15 protein-coding genes are annotated in these 14,084 nt (G+C 61.5%); 6 read left to right on the top strand and 9 right to left on the bottom strand.

What is annotated here, in order from left to right:
• The first annotated feature begins 8 nt into the window (after nt 1-8).
• On the top strand, nt 9-1,721 hold the full coding sequence (gene ade, locus AC522E_RS03340) for an adenine deaminase (protein WP_500748974.1): 1,713 nt from the start codon (nt 9-11) through the stop codon (nt 1,719-1,721).
• A 17-nt stretch (nt 1,722-1,738) separates the two neighbouring features.
• Nucleotides 1,739-2,635, top strand: a complete 897-nt coding sequence (locus AC522E_RS03335; RefSeq protein ID WP_500748973.1) for an alpha/beta fold hydrolase — start codon at nt 1,739-1,741, stop codon at nt 2,633-2,635.
• Here AC522E_RS03335 and AC522E_RS03330 read toward each other — a convergent pair.
• The 6 genes from AC522E_RS03330 to AC522E_RS03305 form a co-directional block, all read right to left on the bottom strand.
• Entirely contained in the window at nt 2,616-3,359 is a 744-nt protein-coding gene (locus tag AC522E_RS03330) for a class I SAM-dependent methyltransferase (RefSeq protein WP_500748972.1), read from the bottom strand. The genes AC522E_RS03335 and AC522E_RS03330 overlap by 20 nt on opposite strands.
• A 3-nt stretch (nt 3,360-3,362) precedes the next feature.
• Nucleotides 3,363-4,127 carry a LamB/YcsF family protein gene (locus tag AC522E_RS03325; protein WP_500748971.1) on the bottom strand — a complete coding sequence of 255 codons (765 nt, stop codon included), beginning with the start codon at nt 4,125-4,127 and terminating at the stop codon, nt 3,363-3,365.
• Nucleotides 4,128-4,132: 5 nt separating this feature from the next.
• A complete protein-coding gene (gene pncB, locus AC522E_RS03320; protein ID WP_500748970.1) occupies nt 4,133-5,425 on the bottom strand; it encodes a nicotinate phosphoribosyltransferase in 1,293 nt (430 codons plus the stop codon).
• A gap of 91 nt (nt 5,426-5,516) precedes the next feature.
• The gene (locus AC522E_RS03315; RefSeq protein WP_500748969.1) at nt 5,517-5,846 is read right to left on the bottom strand and encodes a c-type cytochrome; all 330 of its coding nucleotides are present in this window, start codon (nt 5,844-5,846) and stop codon (nt 5,517-5,519) included.
• Nucleotides 5,847-5,907: 61 nt separating this feature from the next.
• On the bottom strand, nt 5,908-7,173 hold the full coding sequence (locus tag AC522E_RS03310; RefSeq protein ID WP_500748968.1) for a PQQ-dependent sugar dehydrogenase: 1,266 nt from the start codon (nt 7,171-7,173) through the stop codon (nt 5,908-5,910).
• A gap of 197 nt (nt 7,174-7,370) precedes the next feature.
• Nucleotides 7,371-7,877, bottom strand: a complete 507-nt coding sequence (locus AC522E_RS03305) for a pyridoxamine 5'-phosphate oxidase family protein (protein WP_500748967.1) — start codon at nt 7,875-7,877, stop codon at nt 7,371-7,373.
• A gap of 247 nt (nt 7,878-8,124) precedes the next feature.
• Here AC522E_RS03305 and AC522E_RS03300 point away from each other — a divergent pair, with 247 nt between their 5' ends.
• The 3 genes from AC522E_RS03300 to AC522E_RS03290 are packed head-to-tail and all read left to right on the top strand — an operon-like array spanning nt 8,125 to nt 10,140.
• On the top strand, nt 8,125-9,249 hold the full coding sequence (locus AC522E_RS03300) for an Mrp/NBP35 family ATP-binding protein (protein ID WP_500748966.1): 1,125 nt from the start codon (nt 8,125-8,127) through the stop codon (nt 9,247-9,249).
• A 5-nt stretch (nt 9,250-9,254) separates the two neighbouring features.
• Nucleotides 9,255-9,929 carry a molybdenum cofactor guanylyltransferase MobA gene (gene mobA, locus AC522E_RS03295; RefSeq protein WP_500748965.1) on the top strand — a complete coding sequence of 225 codons (675 nt, stop codon included), beginning with the start codon at nt 9,255-9,257 and terminating at the stop codon, nt 9,927-9,929.
• On the top strand, nt 9,922-10,140 hold the full coding sequence (locus tag AC522E_RS03290; RefSeq protein ID WP_500748964.1) for a sulfurtransferase TusA family protein: 219 nt from the start codon (nt 9,922-9,924) through the stop codon (nt 10,138-10,140). The genes mobA and AC522E_RS03290 overlap by 8 nt, the downstream gene beginning before the upstream one ends.
• Nucleotides 10,141-10,207: 67 nt before the next feature.
• On the opposite strand, the gene AC522E_RS03285 is transcribed toward AC522E_RS03290, so the two are convergent.
• Nucleotides 10,208-10,459, bottom strand: coding sequence for a CsbD family protein (locus AC522E_RS03285; RefSeq protein ID WP_500748963.1), 252 nt, complete (start codon nt 10,457-10,459; stop codon nt 10,208-10,210).
• A gap of 372 nt (nt 10,460-10,831) precedes the next feature.
• Between AC522E_RS03285 and AC522E_RS03280 the strand changes: the two genes are divergently transcribed.
• The gene (locus AC522E_RS03280) at nt 10,832-11,512 is read left to right on the top strand and encodes a sensor histidine kinase (RefSeq protein ID WP_500748962.1); all 681 of its coding nucleotides are present in this window, start codon (nt 10,832-10,834) and stop codon (nt 11,510-11,512) included.
• An 89-nt stretch (nt 11,513-11,601) separates the two neighbouring features.
• Here AC522E_RS03280 and AC522E_RS03275 read toward each other — a convergent pair whose 3' ends face one another.
• Together AC522E_RS03275 and AC522E_RS03270 are read right to left on the bottom strand one after the other, a co-directional pair.
• A complete protein-coding gene (locus tag AC522E_RS03275) occupies nt 11,602-12,855 on the bottom strand; it encodes a glycerate kinase type-2 family protein (protein ID WP_500750577.1) in 1,254 nt (417 codons plus the stop codon).
• A 323-nt stretch (nt 12,856-13,178) separates the two neighbouring features.
• A complete protein-coding gene (locus AC522E_RS03270; RefSeq protein ID WP_500748961.1) occupies nt 13,179-13,982 on the bottom strand; it encodes a DeoR/GlpR family DNA-binding transcription regulator in 804 nt (267 codons plus the stop codon).
• Nucleotides 13,983-14,084: the final 102 nt, after the last annotated feature.

Genomic DNA, 14,084 nt, shown 5'->3' with positions numbered 1-14,084 from the left:
GAGAACGCATGACGACACAGCCCGATGCGCACACGATCGCCACCCGGATCGCTCAGGGGCGCGGAAAGGCTGAAGCAGATCTCGTCATTGCCGACGTCCGCCTTCTCGATCTCGTGACGGGCTCGCTCACGCACACCGACATCGCGGTCTGCGGCGATACGATCGTCGGCACATATGGACAATATCGGAGCGCCCGCACCATCGATGGTCGCGGGCGCATCGCCGTCCCCGGTTTCATCGACACGCACCTGCATGTGGAATCCTCCCTCGTCACGCCATTCGAATTCGACCGCTGCGTCCTGCCCCGCGGCGTCACGACGGCGATCTGCGATCCTCATGAAATGGCGAACGTTCTCGGGACGGCTGCGTTCGACTATTTTCTGGCCTGTGCCGAGCGGACGATCATGGATCTGCGTGTGCAGCTGTCCAGTTGCGTACCGGCGACACACCTTGAAACGTCCGGGGCGCGCATCGAAGCAGTCGATCTCGTGCGCTACCGTCATCATCCCAAGGTCATCGGCCTTGCCGAGTTCATGAACTTTCCCGGGGTCCTTGGCGCAGACCCTGCCTGCCTCGCCAAGCTCGAAGCCTTCGCCGATGGGCATATCGACGGACACGCGCCGCTTCTTCGCGGGCTCGATCTCAACGGCTATCTGTCGGCGGGGATCCGGACCGACCACGAAACCACGACCGCCGAGGAAGCACTGGAAAAAATCCGCAAAGGCATGACCGTTCTCATCCGCGAAGGGTCCGTGTCGAAAGACCTCCACGCGCTTGCGCCGCTGCTGTCCGTTCAGACATCGCCCTTCCTTGCTCTCTGCACCGACGACCGCAACCCTCTCGACATCGCGGAGGAAGGCCATCTCGACTACATGATCCGGACCTTGATCGAACTGGGGTGCGAGCCTCTCGCGGCCTATCGCGCGGCTTCGATGACAGCAGCGCAGGCGTTCGGCCTCACCGACCGCGGCATGATAGCCCCCGGCAAACGTGCCGACATCGTGCTGCTCGACGACCTTGCGGCCTGCGCGGTCTCGGATGTCATCAGCGCGGGACGTCTGGTGGACGATGGCCTTTTCGCGAGCCGTCGCGCCGTCGCTCCGATCGGTCGCGGGAGCGTCAAGATCGGAACCATCACAGCTGATGATTTTCGCATCCCCTCCTCCCCCGGACCAATGCCGGTCATCGGCGTCATTCCTGGCAAGATCATCACCGAAAGTCATTCGCTGACCCTGCCCCATCGAGAGGGCTCGACTCAGGTCGATCCGATTCAGGATATCGTGAAGGTCGCCGTCGTGGCGCGCCACGGCGTCAACCGCAATGTCGGCCTCGGTTTCGTGAAGGGGTTCGGCCTTGAGCGCGGCGCCATCGCGTCATCCGTCGGGCATGACAGCCACAACATCTGTGTCGTTGGCGTCAACGATGACGATATGGCCGTCGCCGTCAACCGCCTGCATGCGATAGAGGGCGGGTTCGTCGTCGTTGCCGACGGTCAGGTTCTCGCAGAATTGGCGCTCCCCATTGCGGGTCTAATGAGCGACCGTCCCTATGAGGCCGTGCGCGATGCGCTCTATCCCCTGAGGCGCGCCGCGAAGAACCTCGGTGTCACGCTTCCCGAGCCGTTTCTGCAGGTTGCGTTCCTGCCGCTTCCGGTGATCCCACATCTGAAGATCACGGATTTCGGGCTCGTCGACGTCGATCGCATGGCCCTGGTGTCTTAGACGGATCGGGGCGCATCATGTTCGAAGGATTCACGCAGCGACAGGTCACGACGGCAGAAGCGAGGATCAACCTCCGCTATGGTGGCGAGGGCCCGCCGGTGCTGCTTCTGCATGGCCATCCCCAGACGCATGTCATGTGGCATCGTGTTGCCCCGCGCCTGGCGGAGAATCATACCGTGGTCTGTGCGGATCTTCGCGGCTACGGCGATAGCTCGAAGCCGCTGACGACGCCGGATCATGAGCCCTACTCGAAGCGGGCAATGGCGCGTGATATGATCGAGGTGATGCGGATTCTCGGCTTCGAGCGTTTCGCCGTCGTTGGGCACGACCGCGGCGGACGCTGCGCCTACCGCATGGCGCTCGACCACCCTGAGCGCATCGCGGGTCTCTCCGTTCTCGACATCATTCCGACATCCGAGCATTTTCGGCGCACCGACATGGCCTTCGCCATGGGATATTGGCATTGGTTCTTCCTGGCACAGCCTTACGATCTGCCCGAGCGCCTGATCGCCTCCGATCCGGAGGCCTTCTATCTGCGCCGCGGCCGGACGATGTTCGACGAGCGTGCCCTTGCCGAGTATCGGCGCTGTTTCACGGATCCCGACACGATCCATGCCATGTGCGAGGACTACCGGGCCGGCGCCAGCATCGACATGCGCCTTGACGAGGAAGACCATGCATCCGGACGGCGGATCGCATGTCCGGTCCAGGCTCTCTGGGCCCTCAGGAACGGCCTGGAGCGCTGGTATGACGTGCTCGGCGTCTGGCGGGATTGGGCCGATCGTGTGGAGGGGCACGGGATAGATTGCGGACATTATCTCGCCGAGGAAGCACCCTCGGAAACGCTGGCCGCCCTCAAGCCCTTCCTGAATCGAGTCCTTGGGACCTCAGACGTCAGATCGCCCCAATCCTGAACGATAGCGGAAAACAGATCGTGCGACGGCGATCGGGATCTCCCCACGCAGCCTTCAGGTCGCGCGCAAATTGCTCGATGGGCTCGCGGCCGAGTGCTTTCTCGGCCTCTCGCACGGCAGACCATGTATCCGCATAACCGATGAGATCTTCAGCGCGCCAATCAACCCTGATTGCGAGCGACGGTGGCGTCAGCTCCTTGAACGGGAAATCGAAGGCCCGATAGCCGTCCTCGACATGTCGACGCTCGGGCGGCCAGTAGGGTCCGATCACGTCCTTGTAGAAGTGCCGAATCACCGGGTCGATCTGAGAATCGGACCGGATCACGCCATAGGTGATCAGCGCCAGGACAGCTCCCGGCTTTCCAACGCGTCGTGCCTCCTCATAGAATGCGGGAAGATCGAACCAATGCGCCGCCTGCGCCGCGGCGATGAGATCAACGGAATGATCAGGCAGCCCGCTGTTTTCCGCAGGTGCGACGCGGTACGCGACGCGCTCATGCGGCACGGCGTTCTCGATCTGCCTGACGCTCGCATCGGTGGCGATGACGGATCTGAAGGTCTCGGCCAGCAGAACCGAAAGCTGACCGGTGCCGCAGCCGACATCGAGCGCGACGTCGGGCGATGGGCACAGGCTGGCAAGGTACGTCGCGAGCTCGCGTGGATAAGTCGGCCTGTAGGCCGCATAGCCGGCAGAGTGCGACGAGAAATGATCCTTGAAGGACATCAATCAAACGCCTGTGAATGGGGCTATCGCGATGGCATTGGCCTGAAGCGTGTCTCGGATCGTCCTTGCCATCGCAACTGCGCTTGGCTCGTCGCCGTGAACGCAGATCGTATCAATTGCGATGGGGATGCGCTTGCCGGAAGTCGTCGTCACGGCCCCCTCCTCCAGCGTGCGCAGAACCCGTGCCGCGGCGGCCTCTGCGTCGTGCAGGACCGAACCCGGCTTCCTGCGGCTCGACAGCGTGCCGTCATCCTCATAGGTACGGTCTGCAAAAAACTCCCGCGCCACCCGTAATCCCATCCTTTCCGATGCCTTCTCCATGAGAAGGCCCGGCATGCACACATTGACGAGGTTCGGATCCACACCCTTGACCGCACGCGCAATAGCGAGGGCAAGATCTTCATCCTCGTTCGCCATGTTGTTGAGCGAGCCATGCGCCTTCACATAGGTGACGCGATGGCCGGCGAGTGACGCAACAGCCTGCAGAGCGCCGATCTGATAGGCTACCATGCGCTCGATATCCGCGGGGCTGTCCCCCCTGATCACGCGGCGGCCAAAGCCTTGCAGATCGTTGAACCCGGGATGGGCGCCGATCGCGACACCCTTCCGCCGCGCCGTCTCGGCGGTGCGGAACATGGTGCCGGGATCGCCGGCGTGAAAGCCGCACGCGATATTGGCGGAGGAGACAATGTCCAGCATTGCCTCGTCATCCCCCATGGGCCAGGGCCCGAAGCCTTCGCCCATGTCGCAATTGAGATCGATCATCATGACACTCATACCAGAACGGGCTTTGCGCTCTGCGCGCCGACATTGAAGACGCGCTTGTACCGCTCGATCTCGCTCTTCGGCCCCATGGCCTTGGTGGGATTGTCAGAGAGCTTCACGGTCGGCCGGCCATTTGCGGAAATGACCTTGCAAACGATGGAAATGGGATCGAGCCCCCCTTCCGGGACGAAGCCCCGGAAATCGTTGGTCAGCAACGTGCCCCAACCATAGCCGATGCGCATCCGTCCCTGGAAATGCTGGTGGATGCGCTTGATCACATCCACATCGAGGCCGTCCGAGAAAATGGCGAGCTTTTCCTTGGGATTCTGGCCGCGCTCCCGCCACCAGGCAATCGCCTCCTCCCCGCCCTCGATAGGATCCTTTGAATCGATGCGGATGCCGGTCCAGGCAGCAACCCAGTCCGGTGCGTTGCGCAGAAAATTCGTTGTGCCATAGGTATCGGGCAGAATGACGCGAAGGTTGCCTTCGTAATCGCTCTGCCAGTCGGCGAGCACCCGGTAGGGTGCCATCGCCATGTCCTGGTCATTGTCCGTGAGTGCAGTATAGACCATCGGCAGTTCGTGAGCGTTCGTGCCGGCAGCCTCGACCTCTCGCCGCATGGCGATCAGACAGTTGGATGTCCCGAGAAAGGCCGGGCCGAGCCCTTCGATCATCGCCTGCACGCACCAGTCCTGCCAGAGGAAGCCGTGGCGGCGACGCGTCCCGAAATCCGTGATCGAGAGATCCGGGAGCGTCTTGAGCTGTTGAATCTTCTCCCACACGCGGGTCATGGCGCGAGCATAAAGAACCTGCAATTCGAACTTGCCCATGCCCTTCAGCACACCGCGGGAGCGCAGCTCGTTCAGGATTGCGAGAGCCGGAATCTCCCACATGGTGGTCTCGATCCAGGGTCCGTGGAATGTGAGGACATACTGGCCATCCTCCTTTTCCAGCAGGTATTCGGGGAAGCGAAAAGTCTCGAGCCAGTCCATGAATTCGGGCGAGAACATCTGCCGCTTGCCATAGAACGTGTTGCCTCGCAGCCAAGTGGACTCGCCCCGGGTCAGCGACAGGGAGCGCACGTGATCGAGTTGCTCGCGCAGTTCGCCCATGTCGATGATATCCGCAAGGCGGATGCGCGTCGTGCGGTTCTGAATTCCGAACGTTACCTGGACATCCCGGTGGCGACGGAAAATCGTCTGCGCCATCAGGAGTTTATAGAAATCCGTGTCCAGGACGGATCGGACGATCGGGTCAATTTTCCAGGTATGGTTATAGACCCTGGTCGCGATGTCCGCCATCGCCTGCTCCTTGCCGCTTCAGGAGGCAGGACAATAGCGAAGGGGGGCTCACGATGAAAGAGCGGGCGAAATCAAGGCAGGCATGACCCCATCAGGGGGGCAGGACATCGACCTCTATCGCAGAATAGTACGCAGCCACGTTTTCGATATCCGCGTCCGTGAGATCCCTGGCAACAATGTTCATGGACTCGTTCTTGCGTGCTCCGCTCTTGTAGTCATGCAAGGCCTTGGCCAGATAGGTCTCGACCTGCCCTGCCAGGTTCGGGGCCTCGGGGTTCTTGGAGAGCCCGTCCATGCCGTGGCAGGCTTGGCAGACCACGACCGTCCGACGCCCTGCCGCCCTGTCGCCCGCCCTGGCGGTGCCGGAAACGGCCAGGGCCGATGCAGCGGCGGCGAAAAGCAGGGTCCGAAGCGGCTTCATTCCGGCGATTCCCAGGATGCGGGCGAAGAGGCGCGTGCTCGGCGCGCCCGTTCGCTTCAACTCATCGCGAAGCATAAGAGATACGATAGATTGCTCCTGCGGTATCGTCGGAGACAAGCAGCGAGCCGTCCGGCAGCATGGCCACGTCCACCGGCCGGCCAAGATATTCGCCGTTCTCGGTCAGCCAACCCTCGGCAAAGACCTGTGGCTTATCAGCCGTGCCATCAGGCTTGAGGGGCGTGAACATCACTCTCGCACCAACGGGCTTTGTCCGGTTCCAGGAACCGTGCTGGGCGTCGAAGATGCCGCCCTGGTAGGTCTGCGGAAACATCTTGCCCGTATAGAACATCATCCCGAGATCGGCCGCGTGAGGCGCCATTTCCACCTGCGGCGCGATAGCTCCGGCTGGCTCGGGATCGTTCTTGTACTCAACGGTCCGGACCGTTCCGCCACCATATATCGGGAAACCGAAGTTCTGGCCCATCTGCGTCACGCGGTTGAGCTCGCCCGGAGGTTGATCGTCCCCCATGCCGTCGACCTGGTTGTCGGTGAACCACAGAGTCTTGTCAGACGGATTGAAATCCATTCCGACTGAATTGCGGATTCCGGCGACGTAGTTCTCGCGGTCCTTCCCGTCCTGGTTCATGCGAATGATGCCGCCAAGCCCATAGCGCGCATAAAGGTCCAGCTTGTCCCTCGGCGGAACGTTGAAGGGCTGGCCGAGGGCAATATAGAGCTTACTGTCGGGCCCGATACGGCAGACGCGCGCCGTGTGGTTGAAACTCTCCTCCGTCGGTGGAATCAGGTCGCCCTGCTTCGTCACCACGTAGGCCGCGACATCCGGCCCCTCGTAGAAGAATTCCGCCGCGGGGAATTGCAGCACACGGTTCTGCTCGACGACATAGAGCATGCCGTCCGGAGAGAAGCAGACGCCATTCGGGATCTTGAATTCCACGGAGGGTGCGAAGGCCTTCACCTCGTCTGCGACCCGGTCCTTGTCGCGGTCGGTGACGACATAAACGTTGTTTTTGCGCGTTCCGGCGAACACGACCCCCGTCGACGGGCCGACAGCCATATGCCGCGCATCGGGAACGATCGCATAGAGATCGATCGTGAATCCCGGTGGCAGTTTGACTTTTTCCAGGTTCCGCCGAATGGCGTCGGCGCGCCGTCCTTCCTGGGGTATCGGCTTCGGCTCGACGGTGCCGGTGCTCCTGAATGACGTGAGCTTTTCGAGATTACCCGAGGGCGACTGCGTCGCGGGTTGGGCCAAGGCGGTCGATGTAAGAAACGCAACGGAGACAGACGCGAGGAACAGCGATTTCATGACGACCTCCTCTGCACCGCCTGCTCTTTGAAAGACTTATGGCGCACGAGGAGTCTGAAGCCATCCTGCACTTTTTCAAGTTGGGCATTGGCGTTATTTCCGCTTTCGTTCGGATCTCTTACCGGGACGGACGAGAAAGCGAGGCTCCAGAGAGCCCCGCTGCCTCCGCTTGCAGATATGATGCGGCGTAGGTCGCGTCAGCGCAGATTGACCTTTTCCTGCTCGCCTATATTCGTCGGCGGCTTGCCGGTGACGGCCGCCTTCGCGTATCCGAAAAGGTGAACGAGGGTCGATGACGGGCTGTCCCAATATTCGCCTTTTGCGGGATGAACGCGGACGAGAGCAATCGAAGGATCGTCCTTCCCTCCCGGGAACCATGCCCGCAGCCCCTCCGACCATTTCTCATCGATAGTGGCCTTGTCCCTGACGATCTCGGCTTTCCCGGAAACCGAAACGTAATTCTGCTTCTCGGGATCTGCGTAGGCGAGGTTGACTTCGCTGTCCCTGGAGATCTCGGTTATCTTTGGAGACTGCACCTTGGTGAAGAACCACAGGTCGCCGTGCTCGTCAGCCTCCTGGCTGTACATGGGGCGGCTGTGGAGCGAGCCATCCGTATCGGCCGTGGTCATCATGGCGATCTTGGTGTCCTTGATCATTCCATAAAGTTTGCTGGCGTGGGGATCGTCGTGGCCGTGCTGATGCATTGTCCTATCCTCAATTCTGCTCCCATTCCCTCGGGCCAAAAGGCGATGAATGCACGAATGGTGCGCGTCATCACGGGAGCACGGGGCTAGGGTCATTCACCCATCGGGGCGCTGCGATGACAACGGACCACGCATGCTTTTGTTCGGACGAAGAGGCCTGAGGCAACAAGCACCTTAACGGGCGCCCCTTCAGCGTTTACATGACGGTCAGGACCATCACACAAGGTTCGGCAAAGGAGACTTGACCGTGGCGATCACCCGTGGAGACGTGCTGAAGGCTCTCGCAAACGTGCCGGTCGATGCGGGAGGCACCAGCCTCACAGCGTCAGGCCGGCTCTCCGAAGTGGTGATCGACGATGCGGCCCGGGTCATGTTCTCGATCTTTGTTGAGCCTGCGGAGGCGCCGGAGATGGAGCAGGTCCGCCAGGCGGCCCAGAATGCGGTCCAGAGTCTTCCAGGGGTGAAGGGCGTCTTCGCCACCCTCACAGCGGAGCGCCCGGCCTCGGCAAGCGCCGCCGCGCCCCGAGCGGAGCCTCGCCGCCCTCACGCCGGAGCGCAGACGCGGGGGCAGCAGATCCCCGGCGTAAAGCACGTGATTGCCGTTGCCTCTGGCAAGGGCGGCGTCGGCAAATCGACCACCGCCTGCAACCTCGCCCTGGCCCTCCAGTCTCTGGGCCTGAAGGTCGGCCTCCTCGATGCCGACATCTATGGTCCCTCGATGCCGAAGCTGCTTGGCATCCACGGCAAGCCCAGGGTCCTCGCCGACCGGGTTCTCGAGCCGATGGAGGCCTACGGCCTCAAAGTGATGTCCATCGGCTTTCTCGTGGACGAAGAGGCGGCCATGATCTGGCGGGGGCCGATGGTGATGTCGGCCATTACCCAAATGCTGCGGGAGGTGGCCTGGGGAGACCTGGACGTGCTCGTGGTCGACATGCCGCCAGGAACGGGCGACGCCCAGCTGACCATGGCGCAGGCGACGCCCTTGGCGGGAGCCGTCATCGTTTCCACGCCACAGGATCTCGCGTTGATCGATGCGCGGCGCGGGGTTTCCATGTTCAAGCGTGTAGAGGTTCCGGTCCTCGGCATCGTCGAGAACATGGCCACCTTCATCTGCCCGCATTGCGGCCAATCATCCCATATCTTCGGGCATGGCGGCGCTCGCATGGAGGCGGAACGCCTCGGTGTACCTTTCCTCGGCGAAGTGCCCCTCACCATGTCGATCCGTGAACTTTCCGATGCCGGCCGTCCCGTGGTTGCGGCGGAGCCGGACGGACCGCACGCCCTGATCTACAAGGCCATGGCGCGACAGATTGCGGATGGACTTGCAGGGGGGAGCAGGCAGCGGCTGCCGCCACGCATCGTCATCGAGTAAGGGACATGTCGAGCGCAGGACCCCAGCCGACCACACAGGGCGTGATTCTGGCCGGCGGCCTGGCGACGCGCATGGGAGGAATAGACAAAGTCCTGATCAGCCTCGGCGGAGAGACGATCCTTCACCATATTGCCCGTCGCCTCGCCCCTCAGTGCGACGGCCTGATCCTGAATGCCAACGGTGATCCGACCCGCTTCGAACGTTTCCACCTGCCGGTCGTACCCGATCCCCTGCCCGGCCATCCGGGCCCGCTGGCCGGGATCCTGTCCGCCCTTGAATGGACAGCGGCACACCGTCCGGGGGCGGACTGGGTCGTGTCCGTGTCCGGCGATACGCCATTCCTGCCGGTCAATCTCGTCGCGGGACTGCACGAGGCACGCCGAAGTGCCGGAACGGCGCTTGCCTGTGCCTCCTCTGGCGGCAGGATCCATCCCACGATCGGGCTGTGGCCCGTGCACCTCAAGGACGATCTTCGCTACGCGCTGCTTGATGAAGGCCTCCGAAGTGTTCGCCACTGGTCGGAACGGCACGGCCTGGCCGTGGCGGAGTGGGCCGATGCGCCCTTCGATCCCTTCTGCAACATCAACACGCAAGAGGATCTCGCGTTAGCGGAGACTCTCCTGGCGCACTTTTCCGGCCCTCCCATGAAAGGGACTGACACGGGTTCCTCATATGAATGAATTGAATCTTTCGGGCCTGAAATGCCCCCTGCCGGTCCTTCACACCCGCAAGAAGTTGCGTGCTCTGGCATCTGGGGATCAACTGAAGGTCATTTGCACGGACCCTCTGGCGTCGATTGATGTCCCCAATCTCATTCGCGAGACGGGCGATACCCTGGAGAGCCAGAGCCAGGACGGGGATCGCTTCGTCTTTGTCATTCGCAAGGAATGAAGCTGCGAAAGAGGCGCGAAGAAAAGGCCCGGCGCGCTGCCGGGCCAGATCGTCATGAAAGGCGTCATCAATCCTTGTTGCGGAGGGAATCCTTTATCCCGCCGACGGTGTTCTGGATCTTGCCTTCGGCCTTATCCATTTTGCCCTCGGATTCGAGCTTGGTATCGCCGACGGCCTTGCCGACGCCTTCCTTCAGGCTGCCTTTGACGTTCTTCATGCTGCCTTCGACGCGATCCTTATCCATCATCAAAACTCCTATCTTGAATTCAGTGTGAATGCTGAACGCGCGGATTGCGCAAGGGTTTCCGATCCTTTCCATAGAAAATCCCGGTCACGGCGGAAGATGATCCTCCTGCATCGGCCTAGGTTCCAGCGAAGCTCGCTCCCAAATCTGGCGAAATACTCTTCAAATAGAGGGCGACGCGCCCAGCTTTCTCCATTAGCAGGGCTGCCTGTCCGACAGATCGGGGCCCTTCAGGTCGGATACTCGAGCTGGATTGAGGCAAATCTTCAGGGCCGACGAATAATTTCATCAGGCGGATTGAACCATACCGTGGATATAACGTTATATCTTTAAATTCCCAAAGAGCTTTTCGTGCCGGATCATCGGACTCCATTCAGCAAGCCCAGTGCGACTTCAACCCAAAACGGCCGGGATCCTTCAAGCGATCCATTCCGGCATTTGGACCGCATGGCCCTTCTGGCGCACCAACTGGTGACGCCTCTCTCGACGATTTCCGCCCTCGCTCAAGGCCTGATGCGGCGCTCTGAAAATCTAAAGCCGCAAGAGGTCCGCGACCGAGGTGAAAAGATCTGGCGAGCGAGCCTTCGCCTTCATCAACTGATCGAAACGATCATGTCCTATACACGGGCGAATGCCGGGGCGATTACGCTCAATCCCAGCCCATTCAACCTCAATTCCCTGGTCCGCCGTGTCTGCCAGGAGCAGAACCAGCAGCAGCCCGGCCGGATATTTCATGTGGCAGCGGAAGAACTGCCAGACGCTTTTTTCGGAGACCCCATTCTTCTGGAGCAGGCACTCGTCATCGTCATCGGGAACGCGATGAAATATTCCCCTATCGACCGCCCCATTACTGTTTCCGGCCGCGGAAGCGACCAGGAGGTAAGAATTAGCATCGAAGACGAGGGTATCGGTGTGCCTGAAAGGGATCTGCCATTCCTGATGCAGCCCTTCTTCCGGGCTCGCAATGCGAAACATTTGCCCGGGACCGGCTTAGGGCTGAGCCTTGTCTGGCACATCCTCCAGCTGCATGACGGCAAAGTTCAGGTCGACAGCGTGGAAGGTCGTGGCACAACGATCACCCTGGTCCTTCCTTGGAGCGAGAGGATCGAGACACGCGTCAGGGGCTAGCCTCGGCTCGAACAGCGCATGCAGGAATGAATGCGGTCTCGTCGTTCCATATTGGCCTCGACAAGGAAGCGGCCGTCTGCCGAGCGCAATCAGCGGCGCACGAGGATGCAGCGAAAGTCATTTACATTCGTAAGCGTCGGACCCGTGATGACTAAGCGATCCAGAGCCGAAAATGCTGTGTAGGCGTCGTTGTTTGCGAGATAGGTTTCGAGGTTCAGCCCTTTTCGGCGCGCCTCCGCGAAGAGCCCGGCATCGAACCACGCACCTGCATTATCCTCGGATCCGTCGATCCCGTCCGTGTCACAGGCGATGGCCGAGAATGCCGTGTGTCCCTTCAAGGACAGGGCAAGGGAGAGCAGAAATTCGGCGTTGCGTCCACCACGCCCTTGACCGCGCACAGTCACGGTCGTTTCACCTCCGGAAAGGAGCACACAAGGCGTGTCGATGGGTTCCCCATGCCGCAGGACCGAGTCGGCGATGCCGGCCATGACGCGGCCGACCTCCCTTGCCTCACCCTCGATGGCATCGCCGAGAATAAGCGGCGAAAGGCCGAGTTCCCGCGCGCGCCGGGCGGCCGCATCCAGGGCCATTTTCGGCGTCGCCAGCATATGAACGACGCCGCCCGATACATTCTCCTCAGCCGCATTGGCACGGATGGCTTCGATCACGTGCTCGCCCACCTCGATGTTGTAGCGGCGAAGAATCGCGAGAGCGGCTTCCGGATCGACGGGCTCGGAAACGGTCGGGCCTGAACCGATGCTGCCGGGATCATCGCCCGGCACATCCGAAATCAGGTAGGTAACGAGGCATGCAGGTTTGACGGCCACGGCAAGGCGTCCGCCCTTAATGGCCGACAGGGCCTTTCGCACGCGGTTCATTTCTCCAATGGGCGTACCGGATCGCAGCATTGCACGATTGACGTCCTGCTTGTCCGCAAGGCTCAGCCCCTCAGCAGGCAGCGACAGAAGGGACGATGCCCCGCCGGAGATCAGGCAGACGACCAGATCGTCCGGTCCGGCCTCCAGCGCAAGATCGAGGATGCGTCGTGCGGCATCGAGCCCGGCCTGATCGGGAACCGGGTGCGCCGCCTCCACGACTTCGATTGAGCGTGTCGAGGCGCCATGCCCGTAGCGCGTGACGACGAGACCCTCGCACGTTCCACCCGCGGCCATCCATGCATTCTCGAACGCCGCTGCCATGCGGGCCGACGCTTTCCCGGCACCAAGCACAATCGTCCGCCCTTTCGGCATATCGGGAAGGCGGCCCTCGAATTGACCATCGGGTAGCGCTGCGTTCAGCGCTGCGTCGAACAAGGCGTGCAGGATTTCCCTATCGCTTTGCATCATGAAAACCTCAGGAGGGGGAGTTTCGGCGGCATCCGGTCAGATGACAAGGATTGGCTTGGCATGGCGATAATTGTCGCGATGCCGGAGCAGCGATGAGGAAAGGTGCGGACGTGTCCCGTCTGGAACATACCGCCGACCGAGAGCGGCGCCGTCGGCGATCACGTATGAAGGCTTCCTGTCCCGAGAAGGTGTGACCGGCAGGCGCGCGCATGGATCTTCCCTAACGTCAGCCTTTCGATCTCCATGACTGCCTCGTTCGAAATCCATGAGGTCATCCATCCCCTCTCGCGCCTGATGCCCGCATGCCCTTTTCGAGGTGACTACGGCATGGTTGCGTCGGGCTCCTTCGACGATCCCCCGTGAATGGCAATGCCGTCTGCGGCCAGCCGCTCGGCGAGCGCGCCTTCGGGGGCCCGGTCGGCGACGATATCGGACAAGGCGGCCAGCGGGCAAACGATCTCGAAATGTCGGCGGTCGAACTTTGTCGAGTCGATCAGCAGGACCCGTCTCTCCGATCGGTCGAGCATGGCCCGTTTCACCCAGCATGCTTCAGTCTCCACATCCGTCGGCCCGTCGACAGTCAAGCCGCTGGCACCGATAAAGGCGATGTCAGCAAAGAACTTTCGAAGGAATCCGCAGGTTTCGGAGCCGTAGACGCCGCGCTCGCGGGGAACGAATTCGCCCGGGCAGAACATCACCCTGGAATGTCCCTCACCTGCAAAGGCGTTTGCGACGGCAAAACCATTCGTAATGACGGTGATGTTTTCGACCTGCGCGGCCAAGGCCTGCGCAAAGCGGGTGGTCGTGGAGCCGGAATCGATCATGACCACGTCGCCGGGCTTGACGAGCAGCGTGGCTGCGTGGGCAATCGCGTTGCGCTCGCCGACAGCCTCGGACTCTCTGTGGGAGACCTCTGGCTGGAGCCCGAGCTGGCGCCCGGCAGCACCACCATAGGTGCGGCTGGCAAGGCCGCGGCGGGTCAGCTCCTCGATGTCACGGCGAACGGTTTCCGCCGAGACGCCAAGCCGTCGTGCCAGGTCCGATGTCCTCACTGTCGGGCTGAGGTTCAATTCCGCCACGATCTGCCTTTGACGGGAGACCTTTTTGCCCACAGGAAACGTCATGGCAATTCTCACTCTCTGAGATGAATGTTGGAAGCCGGTCGTAATTTTGTGGAAGATGCCACATCATTATGCTTGATCCGGAATTTCCCGGCTCTTAGATTT

Source organism: Microvirga sp. BF8 (assembly GCF_059888585.1).
Note: the sequence above shows the minus strand (reverse complement) of the source record. Positions and strands in the feature narration are given on the sequence as shown.